14 protein-coding genes are annotated in these 14,576 nt (G+C 70.7%); 13 read left to right on the top strand and 1 reads right to left on the bottom strand.

Annotated elements, in window-relative coordinates; all coding sequences use genetic code 11:
* Positions 1 to 265: 265 nt before the first annotated feature.
* The 6 genes from allB to OG584_RS05470 all read left to right on the top strand — a co-directional run bounded on the left by allB (position 266) and on the right by OG584_RS05470 (position 6,432).
* Complete coding sequence (gene allB, locus OG584_RS05495) at positions 266 to 1,603, top strand: allantoinase AllB (protein WP_405775563.1); 1,338 nt, start codon at positions 266 to 268, stop codon at positions 1,601 to 1,603.
* A 296-nt stretch (positions 1,604 to 1,899) separates the two neighbouring features.
* Entirely contained in the window at positions 1,900 to 2,727 is an 828-nt protein-coding gene (locus OG584_RS05490; RefSeq protein WP_405775561.1) for an AIM24 family protein, read from the top strand.
* Positions 2,728 to 2,897: 170 nt separating this feature from the next.
* Complete coding sequence (locus OG584_RS05485) at positions 2,898 to 4,112, top strand: sensor histidine kinase (protein WP_405775559.1); 1,215 nt, start codon at positions 2,898 to 2,900, stop codon at positions 4,110 to 4,112.
* The gene (locus tag OG584_RS05480; RefSeq protein WP_405783892.1) at positions 4,100 to 4,783 is read left to right on the top strand and encodes a response regulator; all 684 of its coding nucleotides are present in this window, start codon (positions 4,100 to 4,102) and stop codon (positions 4,781 to 4,783) included. The genes OG584_RS05485 and OG584_RS05480 overlap by 13 nt, the downstream gene beginning before the upstream one ends.
* A 4-nt stretch (positions 4,784 to 4,787) precedes the next feature.
* Positions 4,788 to 5,966, top strand: a complete 1,179-nt coding sequence (locus tag OG584_RS05475) for a cytochrome P450 (protein WP_405775557.1) — start codon at positions 4,788 to 4,790, stop codon at positions 5,964 to 5,966.
* Between the two features lie 43 nt (positions 5,967 to 6,009).
* The gene (locus OG584_RS05470) at positions 6,010 to 6,432 is read left to right on the top strand and encodes a PaaI family thioesterase (RefSeq protein ID WP_405775555.1); all 423 of its coding nucleotides are present in this window, start codon (positions 6,010 to 6,012) and stop codon (positions 6,430 to 6,432) included.
* 39 nt (positions 6,433 to 6,471) lie between these two features.
* On the opposite strand, the gene OG584_RS05465 is transcribed toward OG584_RS05470, so the two are convergent.
* Positions 6,472 to 7,476, bottom strand: coding sequence for a Gfo/Idh/MocA family oxidoreductase (locus tag OG584_RS05465; protein ID WP_405775553.1), 1,005 nt, complete (start codon positions 7,474 to 7,476; stop codon positions 6,472 to 6,474).
* A gap of 77 nt (positions 7,477 to 7,553) precedes the next feature.
* On the opposite strand from OG584_RS05465, the gene OG584_RS05460 reads away from it, so the two are divergent.
* The 7 genes from OG584_RS05460 to OG584_RS05430 all read left to right on the top strand — a co-directional run bounded on the left by OG584_RS05460 (position 7,554) and on the right by OG584_RS05430 (position 14,547).
* Positions 7,554 to 8,318, top strand: coding sequence for a GntR family transcriptional regulator (locus OG584_RS05460; protein ID WP_405775551.1), 765 nt, complete (start codon positions 7,554 to 7,556; stop codon positions 8,316 to 8,318).
* Positions 8,319 to 8,611: 293 nt separating this feature from the next.
* Entirely contained in the window at positions 8,612 to 9,616 is a 1,005-nt protein-coding gene (locus OG584_RS05455) for a sugar ABC transporter substrate-binding protein (protein ID WP_405775549.1), read from the top strand.
* Positions 9,613 to 10,650, top strand: a complete 1,038-nt coding sequence (locus tag OG584_RS05450; RefSeq protein ID WP_405775547.1) for an ABC transporter permease — start codon at positions 9,613 to 9,615, stop codon at positions 10,648 to 10,650. The genes OG584_RS05455 and OG584_RS05450 overlap by 4 nt, the downstream gene beginning before the upstream one ends.
* A complete protein-coding gene (locus tag OG584_RS05445; RefSeq protein WP_405775545.1) occupies positions 10,647 to 11,507 on the top strand; it encodes an ATP-binding cassette domain-containing protein in 861 nt (286 codons plus the stop codon). Before OG584_RS05450 ends, OG584_RS05445 begins: the two co-directional genes overlap by 4 nt.
* A gap of 25 nt (positions 11,508 to 11,532) precedes the next feature.
* On the top strand, positions 11,533 to 12,681 hold the full coding sequence (locus OG584_RS05440) for an ROK family glucokinase (protein WP_405775542.1): 1,149 nt from the start codon (positions 11,533 to 11,535) through the stop codon (positions 12,679 to 12,681).
* A complete protein-coding gene (locus OG584_RS05435; protein WP_405775540.1) occupies positions 12,678 to 13,259 on the top strand; it encodes a hypothetical protein in 582 nt (193 codons plus the stop codon). The genes OG584_RS05440 and OG584_RS05435 overlap by 4 nt, the downstream gene beginning before the upstream one ends.
* A gap of 169 nt (positions 13,260 to 13,428) precedes the next feature.
* Positions 13,429 to 14,547: a cation diffusion facilitator family transporter gene (locus OG584_RS05430; RefSeq protein ID WP_405775538.1), complete on the top strand. Its 1,119-nt coding sequence runs from the start codon at positions 13,429 to 13,431 to the stop codon at positions 14,545 to 14,547.
* Positions 14,548 to 14,576 lie beyond the last annotated feature (29 nt).

The following is a 14,576-nucleotide window of genomic DNA, read 5'->3' as shown; positions in this document are numbered from 1 at the left end:
CGCCAGCCTACCGGGCCGCGGTCCGCCGCAGCCCCCCGTCGACGCATGCGTTGGGGCCGGTCAGGACCCCTTTGTCCGGATCGGACGGCCGGATGGGTACGATCCGGACGCGGGGACACCACGAGACACACATTCCGGTGGCCGAAATTTGGCTTTTGCTTTGTGGAAACCTCCATGTGGCCGGTTCGGTCTTGACGAGCCGCGGTACGCAGCGAAGACTCCATTAATGGAATGTGAATTTCGCTAGATGGAAAGAGGGGCCCGGGTGTCCACCACCGAACTGGTACTGCGCTCGACGCGTGTCATCACCCCCCAGGGGACACGCGCCGCATCGGTTGCCGTCGCCGGCGGGAAGATCGCAGCAGTGCTGCCCTATGACGCGGAGGTGCCGGACGGCGCCCGGCTGACGGACTTCGGGGACGACGTGCTGCTCCCGGGACTCGTCGACACCCATGTCCATGTGAACGACCCCGGCCGCACCGAGTGGGAAGGGTTCTGGACCGCGACCAGGGCCGCGGCCGCGGGCGGCATCACCACGCTGCTCGACATGCCGCTCAACTCGCTGCCGCCGACCACGACCCCCGCCAACCTGCGTACCAAGCAGGAGGTGGCCCGCAGCAAGGCGCACATCGACGTCGGCTTCTGGGGCGGCGCGATCCCCTCCAACGTCAAGGACCTGCGGCCGCTGTACGACGCCGGCGTGTTCGGTTTCAAGTGCTTCCTGTCCCCGTCCGGCGTCGAGGAGTTCCCCGAGCTCGACCAGGAGGAGCTGGCCCGGTCCATGGCGGAGATCGCCGGGTTCGGCGGGCTCCTGATCGTTCACGCCGAGGACCCGCACCAGCTGGCCGACGCCCCGCAGCAAGGTGGCCCGCAGTACGCCAACTTCCTGGCCTCCCGCCCGCGCGCAGCCGAGAACGAGGCGATCGAGGGCCTCATCGCGCTCGCCCGCCGGCTGGACGCGCGCATCCACGTCCTGCACCTCTCGTCCAGCGACGCGCTGCCGCTGATCGCCGCCGCCAAGCGCGAGGGCATCCGCATCACCGTGGAGTCCTGCCCGCACTTCCTCACTCTGACGGCCGAGGAAGTACCCGACGGGGCCACGGAGTTCAAGTGCTGCCCGCCGATCCGCGAGGGTGCCAACCAGGACGCGCTGTGGGCGGGGCTGGCCGACGGGACGATCGACTGCATCGTCTCCGACCACTCGCCCTGCACCACCGACCTCAAGACTCCCGACTTCGCCGACGCCTGGGGCGGGATCTCCTCCCTGCAGCTGGGACTCCCGGCGATCTGGACGGCGGCGCGTGAGCGGGGCCACACCCTCGACGACGTGGTCCGCTGGATGTCCTCGGCTCCGGCCGCGCTCGCCGGACTGTCCGAGAAGGGCGCGATCGAGGCCGGCCGGGACGCCGACTTCGCGGTGCTCGCCCCGGACGACACGTTCACCGTCGACCCCGCCGAGCTGTTCCACCGGAACCAGGTGACGGCCTACGCCGGGAAGACGCTGTACGGCGTCGTGCGGTCCACCTGGCTGCGGGGCGTACGGATCGCAGCCGACGGGGTGCTGGGCGAGCCGGTGGGCCGGCTGCTCGAACGCAACGGCTGACCCGCCCGCACGGCGTCGCCCCGGGCCCCGGTGAACGGGGTGCCCGGGGCGGCGGTCGTCCAGCGGGAGGGGTGCGCCGGGGGAAGGGCGGACCGGCCGCGGGCCTCATGTCGCGCGGCTGCCGTCCTCACCGCCGCGTCGGTAGTGTTCGCACGTCCCAGCAGAGCGGCGGACCGCCTCGCGCGCCGGCGGAGACCGGACCGCGGGAACCGGCCCGGAACCGAACGGTCCGTGCCGGCCGTTCACCTTCCGGTACGGACGTACCGGCCCCGCCACCGCACCAAGGAGAACCGGCCGTGACCCTCCAGCAAGAGATCGTCGGCAACGCCATGCAGATGGCCGTCGTCAGCCTTCAGCCCGGCCAGACCGTCTACTGCGAGGCCGGGAAGTTCCTCTTCAAGACCGCGAACGTGAGCATGGAGACCCGTCTCTCCGGGCCCGGCGGAGGCGGCGGCCAGCAGCCGCAGGGCGGCCAGCAGGGACAGGCCGGCGGCATGGGCGGCATCCTCAGACAGGCCATGGGCACCGCGATGCAGGTGGGCCAGCGCGCCCTGGCGGGTGAATCCCTCGCCTTCCAGTACTTCGAGGCCACCGGCGGCGAAGGCACCGTCGGTTTCGCGGGGGTGCTCCCCGGCGAGATGCGCGCCCTGGAGCTGAACGGCAGCAGGGCCTGGTTCGCCGAGAAGGACGCGTTCGTGGCGGCGGAGTCCACTGTCGACTTCGGAATCGCCTGGCAGGGCGGCCGGACGGGCCGCAGCGGCGGTGAGGGCTTCATCCTGGAGAAGTTCACCGGCCGTGGCACCGTGATCATCTGTGGCGCCGGAAACTTCATCGACCTCAACCCCGCCGACTTCGGCGGCCGGATCGAGGTCGACACCGGCTGCATCGTCGCCTTCGAGGAGGGCATCGAGTACGGCGTCCAGCGCATCGGCGGCCTCAACCGCCAGGGCATGATGAACGCTGTCTTCGGCGGCGAGGGCCTGTCCCTGGCCACTCTGGAGGGCAACGGCCGTGTCATTCTCCAGTCGCTCACCATCGAAGGCCTGGCGAACGCCCTGAAGAAGGCACAGGGCGGTGACAAGCAGGGGCCCACGGGCGGACTCTTCTCCACGAACGCCGGATAGCACCGACCCCGGGCAGCACGAACGCGGGACGGACCGGGCGGCCGGCGGCGTCCGGCAGGCGGGCCTCCGGCAGCCGGACGGAAGGTCGAAAGTCTCGGATTCCGCGACTTTGGTCTCCAGTGCCCTTCAGGACACCGCACCCGGCACGGCTGCTGCGTAGCGTTGTCGGTATGACGCGTTCGGAGTATCCATGGCTGCTGCCGTCGGCCCTGGCCGACCCGGAGCCGGCCTCGGTCCGGGAGCGACCGCGCCGGACACTGCGCGACTGGCTCGTGGACGTCACTGCCTTTGTGCTGGCGGTGACTGTCGGCCTGCTGGCCCTGGACGCCATCAAGAACGGCGCGGGCTACTCCGACTTCGACAGCGCCGCCGACCAGGTGATGGGCGCCGCGTCCTGCTGTGCGCTGTGGGTGCGCAGGCGGTGGCCGATGGGGCTCGCGGTGGTGCTGGTTGCGGCGAGCGCCTTCGCTCCGCTTGTGTCAGGGGCCGTACTCGTCGCGCTGTTCAGCCTGGCTGTGCGCCGCCCGTTCCGCCCGGTCCTGGTGCTGGGGGCCGCTGCGGTGGTGGCCGGGGGAGTGCAGGCCGCGCTGCGCCCCGATCCGACCATGTCCTGGATCCAGTCGACACTCTTCAGCACGGTACTGATCCTGCTGGTCATCATCTGGGGGATGTTCGTACGCTCACGGCGCCAGCTCGTCGTGGTGCTGCGCGAACGCGCCCACCGCGCCGAGACGGAGGCCGACCTCCGCGCCGAACAGGCGCAGCGGCTGGCCCGTGAGGCCATCGCCCGCGAGATGCACGACGTACTGGCCCACCGGCTGACCCTGCTCAGCGTCCACGCCGGAGCCCTGGAATTCCGGCCCGACGCGCCCGCGCCCGAGGTCGCGCGCGCCGCAGGGGTCATCCGGGACAGCGCCCACGAGGCCCTCCAGGACCTGCGCCAGATCATCGGGGTGCTCCGGGCCCCGGGCGAGGGCGAGGAGAACCGGCCGCAGCCCACCCTGGCCACGCTCGAAGCCCTGGCCGCCGAGTCCCGGCAGGCCGCGATGTCGGTCACCCTGAACAACTCGGTCACGGACCCGGCCACCGTCCCGGCAGCCACCGGCCGCACTGCCTACCGCATCGCGCAGGAGGGGCTCACCAACGCCCGCAAACACGCGCCAGGGGCCGAGGTCACCGTCACGGTGGACGGCAGCCCGGGGGCCGGGCTCACCGTCGAGGTACGTAATCCGCCCCCACCCGGTGACGTGCCGAAGGTGCCGGGGTCCGGCCAGGGGCTGATCGGGCTCACCGAGCGGGCCACCCTCGCGGGAGGCCGTCTCGACCATGGCGCGACGGCCGGTGGCGGTTTCCGGCTCGCCGCCTGGCTACCCTGGCCCGCGTGACCATCAGGCTCCTCGTCGTCGACGACGACCCCCTCGTACGCGCCGGGCTCGCACTCATGCTCGGCGGCGCCGGTGACATCGAGATCGTGGGGGAGGCGGCGGACGGCTCAGAGGTACCGGCGGCGGTGGCCGCGGCCCACCCCGATGTGGTCCTGATGGACATCCGGATGCCCGGCGTGGACGGGCTGACGGCCACCGAACGGCTGCGCGGCAGCCCCGGTGCGCCCGAGGTCGTGCTGCTCACCACCTTTCACGCCGACGAGCAGGTGGTGCGCGCGCTGCGCGCGGGGGCGGCGGGTTTCGTGCTGAAGGACACCCCGCCGGCCGACATCGTCGCGGCGGTCCGGCGGGTGGCGAACGGGGACCCGGTGCTCTCGCCCGCGGTCACCCGGCAGCTGATGAGCCACGTGGCGGGTGGCGCGCCCGACGACCGCGCGGTGCGTGCACGGGCACATCTCGGCCAACTGTCGGGCCGTGAAAGGGAGGTGGCCGTCGCCGTCGGGCGCGGCGAGTCGAACGCGACGATCGCGGCAGCCCTGTACCTGAGCGTGCCCACAGTCAAAACGCAGGTGTCACGCATTCTGGCGCGGCTCGGCCTCAACAACCGTGTCCAGATCGCGCTGCTGGTCCACGACGCGGGCCTCCTCGACGGGGAGGGCGACGTACGCTGAGCCGATGACGCTGATCGATCTGCGGCAGGACGCCGAGGACTTCAACGCGAATCCGTATCCGTACTACGCGAAGATGCGCGCCGCAGGGCCGGTGCACCGGATCCGCACGCAGGACGCGGACGGTGTCTGGCTGGTCGTCGGTCACGAGGAGGCGCGGGCCGCGCTCAACGACCCGCGGCTCGTCAAGGACTCCCGGGAGATCAACGGCTGGCGGGACGAGTCCCAAGGCCTCTTCACCAACATGCTGGACGCCGATCCGCCCCAGCACACCCGGCTGCGCAAGCTGGTGGCGCGGGAGTTCACGGGGCGCCGCGTCCAGGCGCTCCGCCCGCGTGTGCAGGAGATCACCGACGCCTGCATCGACGGGATGCTGTCCGCTCCGGCGCGCGCGGCCGATCTGGTGGACTCGCTCGCGTTCCCGCTGCCGATGACTGTCATCTGTGAACTCTTCGGCGTGCCCGACCTGGACCGGGCGAGCTTCCGGGTCTGGTCCAACGAGCTGATCGGCCCGACCGGCGGTGACCAGGAGAGCGCGGCGGTCCTGGCGATGAGCGACTACCTCGTCTCGCTCATCGAGGCCAAGCGGGAGCGGCCCGGTGAGGATCTGCTGAGTGCGCTGATCCGCGCCCGCGACGAGGACGGCGACCAGCTGTCGGCCCAGGAACTCGTCGGTATGGCCTTCCTGTTGCTCGTCGCAGGTCATGAGACCACTGTCAACCTGATCTCCAACGGCGTACGCGCGCTCCTCACCCACCCGGACCAGCTGGCCGCGCTGCGCGCCGACATGAGCCTGCTGGACGGCGCGGTCGAGGAGATGCTGCGCTACGACGGCCCGGTGGAGACCGCCACTTACCGGCACGCGGCGGAGCCCGTCCGGATCGGTTCCACCGAGATCGCGGCGGGCGATCCCGTCCTGGTCTCGCTCGGTTCGGCCGACCGGGACCCGGCCCGTTTCCCGGACCCGGACCGCTTCGACATCCGGCGTGCCCCGCAGGGGCACCTCGCGTTCGGGCACGGCATTCACTTCTGCCTCGGTGCGCCGCTGGCCAGGATGGAGGGCCGGATCGCCGTCCGTACGCTGCTGGAGCGGTGCCCCGGTCTGGCGCTCGACCGGAACGGCGGCTACGAGTGGATTCCGGGACTTCTCATGCACGGGGTGCGGAAAATGCCGGTGCGCTGGTGAGGCCGGGGCCCGCGACCCGCACCGGACAGGGAGGAACGGCGCGATGAGTGAACTCGACCTGGACCTGGCGCGCCGGACACTGGACGCGCAGCCGTTCAGCAGGCTGGTGGGGGCCCGCGTCACCGCGTTCGGCGACGGAGCGGCCGTACTGGAGGTGGACGTCCGCGACGAGCTGCTCCAGCAGAACGGCTTTCTGCACGGCGGCGTGCTGGCGTACGCGGCGGACAACGCGCTCACCTTCGCGGCCGGGACCACCTTGGGGGCCGCCGTACTGACCGGCGGGTTCTCCATCCAGTACGTGCGGCCGGGCGCGGGCCGTACGCTCATCGCCCGCGCCGAAGTGGTGCACACGGGCCGCCGCCAGGCCACGGTCCGCTGCGATCTGTTCATGGCCGACGAGGACGGCGGCGAGGCGCTGTGCGCCGTGGCGCAGGGGACCGTGCTGCGTGCCGCCGCGCCGTCCTGACCGGGCGTCACTGTTCCCCGGCCGGCGGTGCGCGCCGGTTCAGCCGGTGCCGATTCCGTCCGTGCGGACCGGGCGGCGCTCGCGCCGCGACAGTTCGCAGGCCTCGGCGATGCGCAGGGCCGCCAAGGCCTCGCGGCCGTCGCACGGATTGTCCAGCTCGCCGCGGGCCACGCGCAGGAACGCGTCCAGTTCGGCCTTGTAGGCCGGGGCGAAGCGTTCGAGGAAGCCGGGCCAGGGCTTGTCCGCGGGGGGCGGTCCCTGCGGTTCCGTCGAGGTGACCGGCGTCCGGTCGTCGAGCCCCACCGAGATCTGGTCCAGTTCCCCGGCCAGTTCCATCCGGACGTCGTAACCCGCTCCGTTGCACCGGGTGGCGGTCGCGGTCACCAGCGTCCCGTCGTCCAGCGTGAGCAGTGCGGCTGCGGTGTCGACATCACCGGCCTCGCGGAACATCGCGGGCCCCGCGTCCGAGCCGGTGGCGTACACCTCCGTCACCTCGCGCCCGGTCACCCAGCGCACCATGTCGAAGTCGTGCACCAGACAGTCACGGAAGAGCCCGCCGGACAGCGGCAGGTACGCGGCGGGTGGCGGCGCGGGGTCGGATGTGAGGGCGCGGACGGTGTGCAGCCGGCCGAGCGATCCCGACCTCACGCGCTCGCGCGCCGCCCCGTACCCGGCGTCGAAGCGGCGCATGAAGCCGAGCTGGAGGACCGTGCCCGCCGCTTCGACCTCCTGGAGGGCGGCCAGGGTGCCCGGCAGATCGATGGCGATGGGCTTCTCGCAGAAGACCGGCAGGCCGGCGCGGGCCGCCCTGGCGATCAGGCCGGCGTGCGAGGCGGTCGCCGAAGCGATGACGACGGCGTCCACGCCCCAGGTGAACACCTCGTCGGGCGACGGAGCCGCGGTCGCCCCGATCCGCTGCGCGACCTCGGTGGCGCGTGCCCCGTCGGTGTCGGCCACCACCAGTGCGCCGACATCCCGGTGACCGCTGAGCACGTCAGCATGGAAGGATCCGATACGCCCTGTCCCGATGAGTCCGATTCGCATGGACCCCAAAGTGGCCGCAGGCTCCGCCCGCTGTCAAGCCTTTGTCCTGACAACCGGACCTGAGCTACGCTCCTGGCGTGTCCAAACCCGCGGCCGACCCCGCCCTCAGCCTTGAGCTCAGCGTGGACCGCACCAGTCCGGTCCCGCTGTACTTCCAGCTCGCCCAGCAGCTGGAGTCGGCCATCGAGCGTGGGCGACTCGTCCCCGGCAGCCTGCTCGGCAACGAGATCGACCTGGCGGGAAGGCTGGGCCTTTCGCGCCCCACCGTCCGCCAGGCCATCCAGTCGCTGGTCGACAAGGGCCTGCTCGTACGCCGCAGAGGTGTCGGCACCCAAGTGGTGCACAGCCAGGTCAGGCGCCCTCTCGAACTGAGCAGCCTCTACGACGACCTGCTCGCGGCCGGCCAGCGGCCCACCACCCGTGTCCTTCGCAACGACACCGTTCCCGCGACTGCCGAGGTCGCTGCCGCGCTCGCGGTGCCCGAAGGCAGCCAGGTCCGGTGTGTGGAGCGGCTGCGGCTCGCGTACGGCGAACCCATGGCGCAGCTGTGCAACTTCCTGCCCGAAGGGCTGCTGGCGCTCGACACGGCACGGCTGGAGTCCACCGGCCTGTACCGGATGATGCGTGCGGCGGGGATCACCCTGCACAGCGCCCGCCAGTCGGTCGGCGCCCGCGCCGCGACCGCCGACGAAGGCATACGGCTGGCGGAGCCCGAGGGCGCGCCGCTGCTGACGATGGAGCGCACCACGTTCGACTCCACCGGACGGGCCGTCGAATTCGGCACGCACACTTATCGTGCCTCGCGGTACGCCTTCGAGTTCCAGCTGCTGGTGCGTCCGTAGGCCGCCCTCCGGCCGTCGGCCCGTAAGAATGTTCTGACAAAGCATTGACGGGGCCCGGTGACCGCCGTTAGAACTCTCCTGCCGCAATCCGGCGGCCGGTCGAGAGGACGGATCCCCTTGCGTACGGCCCGCGCAGCGGCAGCGCAGCTCGCCGCTTCCGCGTGCGGCCCCCGATGACTCGCCCACGACCAGCGGTGACCCATACTTGGGCCGCCGGTCCGGACCGGAACGGCCACCGGCCGCACCGGCGGGTACGGAATCAAGCAATGGGACACCGAGAAGGGCATCACGTCGTGGCAAGGGTACGAACCTGGGTCAGCGGGGCGCTGGCGCTAGCGCTGGGGCTGTCCCTGGCGGGATGCAGCAGCACGGGCGGCAAGCGGGCCGAGGACCGGGCCGCGCGGGCCACGGCCGTCGGCAGGTCGGCGGTCAACACCCCCCGCTGGAAGTTCGCGATGGTCACCCACTCGGGCGACGGCGACACCTTCTGGGACATCGTCCAGAAGGGCGCCAAGCAGGCGGCCGTCAAGGACAACGTCACCTTCCTCTACTCGCACAGCGAGGAGGGCCAGCAGCAGGCGCAGCTGGTGCAGACGGCGATCGACCAGAAGGTCGACGGACTGATCGTCACCCTCGCCAAGCCCGACTCGATGAAGGCCGTCGTGCAGAAGGCCGAGAAGGCCGGCATCCCGGTGATCACCGTCAACTCGGGATCCGAGGAGTCCAAGAAGTTCGGTGCGCTCAGCCACATCGGCCAGGACGAGACGATCGCCGGCGAGGCCGTCGGGGACGAGCTGAACAAGCGCGGCCGCAAGAAGGCCCTCTGCATCCTGCACGAGCAGGGCAACGTCGGCCACGAGCAGCGCTGCGCCGGCGCCAAGAAGAACTTCCACGGCACGATGGAGAACCTCTACGTCGACGGCACCAACATGCCCGACGTCCAGTCCTCCATCGAGGCCAAGCTGCAGGCCGACTCTTCCATCGACGCCGTCGTCACTCTCGGCGCCCCGTTCGCCGACGCCGCCGTCCAGGCCAAGGACACCGCGGGCAGCAAGGCCGAGGTCGACACCTTCGACCTGAACGCCAAGGTCGCCTCCGCCCTGGAGAAGGGCACCCTCGGCTTCGCCGTCGACCAGCAGCCGTACCTGCAGGGGTACGAGGCGGTCGACCTGCTCTGGCTCCACAAGTACAACGCCAACGTGCTCGGCGGCGGCCGGCCGGTCCTCACCGGGCCCCAGGTGATCACCAAGAAGGACGCGAGCGCGCTGGCCGCGTACACCAAGCGGGGTACCCGATGAGCACCGCGACGCAGACGCCGGACGAACGGTTGCTGCGCACCTCACCGCTGCGCCGGCTGCTCGGCCGCCCCGAACTGGGCTCGGTCGTGGGCGCGGTCGCCGTCTTCATCTTCTTCTCGGTCGTCGCCGACAGCTTCCTGCGGCCCTCCAGCCTCTCCACCGTGCTGTACGCGGCTTCGACGCTGGGGATCATGGCCGTGCCGGTGGCACTGCTGATGATCGGCGGCGAGTTCGACCTGTCGGCCGGGGTCCTGGTGACCAGCTCGGCGCTGATCTCCTCGATGTTCAGCTACCAGATGACCGCGAACGTCTGGGTCGGTGTCGGCGTCTCGCTGCTGGTCACGCTGGCCATCGGAGTCTTCAACGGCTTCATGCTGACCCGCACCAAGCTCCCCAGCTTCATCATCACGCTGGGCACCTTCCTGATGCTGACCGGGCTCAACCTCGGCTTCACCAAACTGATCAGCGGCACCGTGTCGACGAAGTCCATCGGCGACATGGAGGGGTTCCCGTCGGCGCAGAAGGTCTTCGCCTCCCAGCTCACCATCGGCAGCGTCAACCTCAAGGTGACCCTCCTGTGGTGGGCGGCGCTGATCGCCGTGGCGACCTGGGTGCTGCTGCGCACCCGCGCCGGAAACTGGATCTTCGCGGTCGGCGGCAACGACGACGCGGCCCGCGCGGTCGGCGTCCCGGTCGTCAAGACCCGGATCGGCCTCTACATGGGGGTGGCCTTCGCGGCCTGGATCTCCGGCCAGCACCTGCTCTTCAGCTATGACGTCGTGCAGTCGGGCGAGGGGGTCGGCAACGAGCTGACGTACATCATCGCGGCCGTCATCGGCGGCTGTCTGATCACCGGCGGCTACGGCTCGGCCATCGGCTCCGCGGTGGGCGCGTTCATCTTCGGCATGACCAGCAAGGGCATCGTGTACGCGGAGTGGAACCCGGACTGGTTCAAGTTCTTCCTGGGAGCCATGCTGCTCCTGGCCGCCCTGCTCAATGCCTGGGTGCGCAAGCGAGCGGAGGCATCGCGATGACGGAGCGGACCACCCCCCTGGTGGAACTCGACCGTGTCAGCAAGTTCTACGGGAACATCAAGGCGCTCGAAGAGGTCTCCCTCGTCGTGCACGCGGGCGAGATCTCCTGTGTGCTCGGCGACAACGGCGCCGGCAAGTCGACCCTCATCAAGATCATCTCCGGGCTGCACCAGCACGACGCGGGCCGCTTCCTGATCGACGGCGACGAGACGAGCCTCGGCAAGCCGCGCGAGGCGCTCGACCGGGGCATCGCCACGGTCTACCAGGATCTCGCCGTGGTCCCGCTCATGCCGGTCTGGCGCAACTTCTTCCTCGGCTCGGAGCCGACGAAGGGCGTCGGCCCCCTCAAGCGCCTCGACGTCCAGCTGATGCGCGAGACGACCCGCTCCGAGCTGCTGCGCATGGGCATCGACCTGCGCGACGTCGACCAGCCCATCGGTACGCTCTCGGGCGGTGAGCGCCAGTGCGTGGCGATCGCCCGCGCCGTTCACTTCGGAGCCAAGGTGCTGGTGCTCGACGAGCCCACCGCCGCGCTCGGTGTGAAGCAGTCGGGGGTCGTCCTGAAGTACGTCGCGGCGGCCCGGGACGCCGGACTCGGCGTGGTCCTGATCACGCACAACCCGCACCACGCCTACCTGGTCGGCGACCGCTTCGTGCTGCTGAAGCGCGGCACCATGTTCGGCAGCCACAGCAAGGACGAGATCACCCTGGACGAGCTCACCCGGCAGATGGCGGGCGGCAGCGAACTGGAGGAGCTCAGCCACGAGCTGCAGCGGACTCCGCGTTCCGGGGGCGAGGGGCCCGGGGACCAGGGACCCGGCGAGGCGGACGGAAACCCGGCCGAGGACGCCTCCTGAGCATTCGGATGGCATCATCTGTCCGATGAGTACGTACCGTGACTTCGCGCACCGCGGCTCCGCCCGCGCCACGGTCCTGCGGACCGTCGGGACCCGCGAGCGGCGCTCGCACCTCACAGCGCCCCGCGTCCCGACCGTCGGCATCGACATCGGCGGTACGAAGGTGATGGCGGGCGTCGTCGATGCCGACGGCGTCATCCTGGAGCAGATCAAGACCGAGACGCCCGACAAGTCCAAGAGCGCCAAGGTCGTCGAGGACACCATCGTGGAGCTGGTCCTCGATCTCTCGGACCGGCACGATGTGCACGCCGTCGGTATCGGAGCGGCCGGCTGGGTGGACGCCGACCGCTCCAGGGTCCTGTTCGCCCCTCATCTCGCCTGGCGCGACGAACCGCTGCGCGACGCGCTCCAGGGCAGGCTCGCCGTACCCGTGATGGTCGACAACGACGCCAACACGGCCGCGTGGGCGGAGTGGCGCTTCGGAGCGGGCCGGGGCGAGGACCATCTGGTGATGATCACCCTCGGCACCGGCATCGGCGGCGCGATCCTGGAGGACGGTCAGGTCAAGCGCGGAAAGTACGGCGTCGCGGGTGAATTCGGTCATATGCAGGTCGTCCCCGGCGGCCACCGCTGCCCCTGCGGAAACCGCGGCTGCTGGGAGCAGTACAGCTCGGGCAACGCGCTCGTCCGCGAGGCCAAGGAGATGGCCGCCGCCGACTCCCCGGTCGCCTACAGCATCATCGAGCGGGTCCAGGGCAACATCCCCGACATCACCGGGCCGCTCATCACCGAACTGGCCCGCGAGGGCGACGCGATGTGCGTCGAACTGTTCCAGGACATCGGCCAGTGGCTCGGCGTCGGCATCGCCAACCTCGCCGCCGCGCTCGACCCGTCCTGCTTCGTCATCGGCGGCGGAGTGAGCGCCGCCGACGACCTGCTCATCGGTCCCGCCCGGGACGCCTTCCGCCGCCAGCTGACCGGGCGCGGCTACCGCCCCGAGGCCAGGATCGCCAAGGCGCAGCTCGGACCCGAGGCAGGTATGGTCGGGGCGGCCGACCTCTCCAGGCTGATCGCCAGGCGGTTCCGCAGGGCGAACCGCCGCCGTGTGGAGCGCCACGAGCGGTACGCACAGGCCGCCCGTACCAACCGCACCACGCAGGGATCCCCGGAATGACCACGCCCGTACCGCACCAGACCTCGCCCCCCGAGGGCGGCGGGCAGTCGCCGGAGGACCACCGGCACATGATGCGCCGCAGGTGGCTCACCGCGGTCATTATCGTGCTGCTCATCGGGGTCCCCGCCGGCTATCTGGCCATCTCCGCCGAGCAGAGCCGCGACAGCGGCCGGTCCAACGAGCAGGAGGCCATGGCGACCGGCCTCACCCATGGCTGGCCGACGAAGGTACAGCGCCGCACGTTCGACGTACCGATCCCCAAGAACGCGGTGGGCGTCTGGTACTACCAGACCAGTAACTGGAAGGTCAGCCGGCTGTACGTGCGGTTCACCACCACGCAGGCCGGACTCGACGCGTTCCTCAAGAAGGCGGGCACCAGCTCCGCGGCGCTCAAGGACGGGAAGGTCACCGTCTCCCCGCGCAACGCGAAGATCGTCGGCTGGAAGTTCCCCGAGACCCGTGACTGGGCAGGAACGACAGTGAACCGCAAGAAGCCGCTGCCCACCGTTGACATCACCGTCGACCGGACCTTCCCGCACGGCAAGAGGGTGTACCTCGTCTCCACCGACACCCCCTGACGAACCCTCGTTCACGCCTGCGGCCGCCCGGCTGTCCGCCGCGCCCCGAGTGGCGCGCCCGACCTGGGCGGCGAGCGGGCGGCGGCAGGGTGGTTCGACCCTCCGATGTGCACCGGAGCCGTGCGGGCGGCTACTGTCGGCTGCTCTATCCGCAAGGGGGAGGAAAACCGTGTCTGATTCCGACGCCGCACACCACACCGATGCCCGAACGGATGCCGACACCGGACCCGACGAGGCGACCACCGAGGACGCCAAGACCCGGGTCACCGTCTTCGTCGCCCTCGGCGCCAACCTGGTCATCGCTCTCGCCAAGGCGGTCGGTGGCCTCTTCGCCGGTTCACCGGCCCTTCTCTCGGAGGCCGCCCACTCGGTGGCGGACAGCCTCAACGAGCTGTTCCTGCTCGCGTCCCTCAAGCGCAGCGCTCGCGCGCCCGACGCCCAGCACCCCTTCGGCTACGGCAAGGAGCGCTACTTCTGGTCGCTGCTCGCGGCCGTCAGCATCTTCGTCATGGGTGGCTGTTTCTCGTTCTTCCAGGGCATCGAGGCCATGCAGTCCGGCAGTTCGGAGACCCACACCGGGTATCTCGTCGGTCTCGCCGTCCTGGCCATCGCGCTGATCGCCGAAGGGTCGTCGCTCGTCCGCGCGTTGGTCCAGGTCCGCGGCCAGGCGCGGGCGACGGGCCGCAGCATGCTCGGCGCGATCCGGGCCGGCAGCGACCCCACGCTGCGGACGGTGCTGGCCGAGGACTCCACCGCCTGCTTCGGTGTGCTGGTCGCCATGGTCGGTATGGCGCTCCACATGATCACCGGCAAGGTCGCCTACGAGGCATGGGCCTCGCTGGTCATCGGAGCGCTGCTCGTGTACGTGGCCTACCAGCTCGCCAAGTCGTCCCGAGGGCAGCTCATCGGCGAGGCGGCGGATCCCGCGCTGCGCCAGGCGATACAGGAATTCCTCGAACAGCAGCCGGAGATCGACATGGTGAGCCGTCTGCTGTCGATGCAGATGGGGACGCAGTCGACGCTGGTCGCCGCGCGGATCGACCTCGTCGGGGGACTCGACAGCGAGGAGGTCGAGGATGTCCTGGTGCGCGTGAAGGCCGATCTCACGAAGCGGTGGCCGATCGCCGATCAGATCTTCCTGGACGTCACCGACGCCTCGGCCAAGGACCGGGCCAGGGCCCGGATCGAACGGCAACGGCTCGACGAAACGGTCGCTGCCGCCGCGGTGAGCGACCAGGACGGCGCCGGGAGCGGTGACGGCTCCGGGGGCACCGGCCAGGCACGCTGACCGCCGGCGGGGCGGACGGTCGCGGGCCC

The sequence above is a fragment of the Streptomyces sp. NBC_00859 genome, assembly GCF_045161865.1.
In the GTDB taxonomy this organism is placed as follows: Bacteria; Actinomycetota; Actinomycetes; order Streptomycetales; family Streptomycetaceae; genus Streptomyces.
The sequence above is the reverse complement of the archived record's forward strand: the minus strand, read 5'-3'. Positions and strand labels throughout refer to the sequence as shown.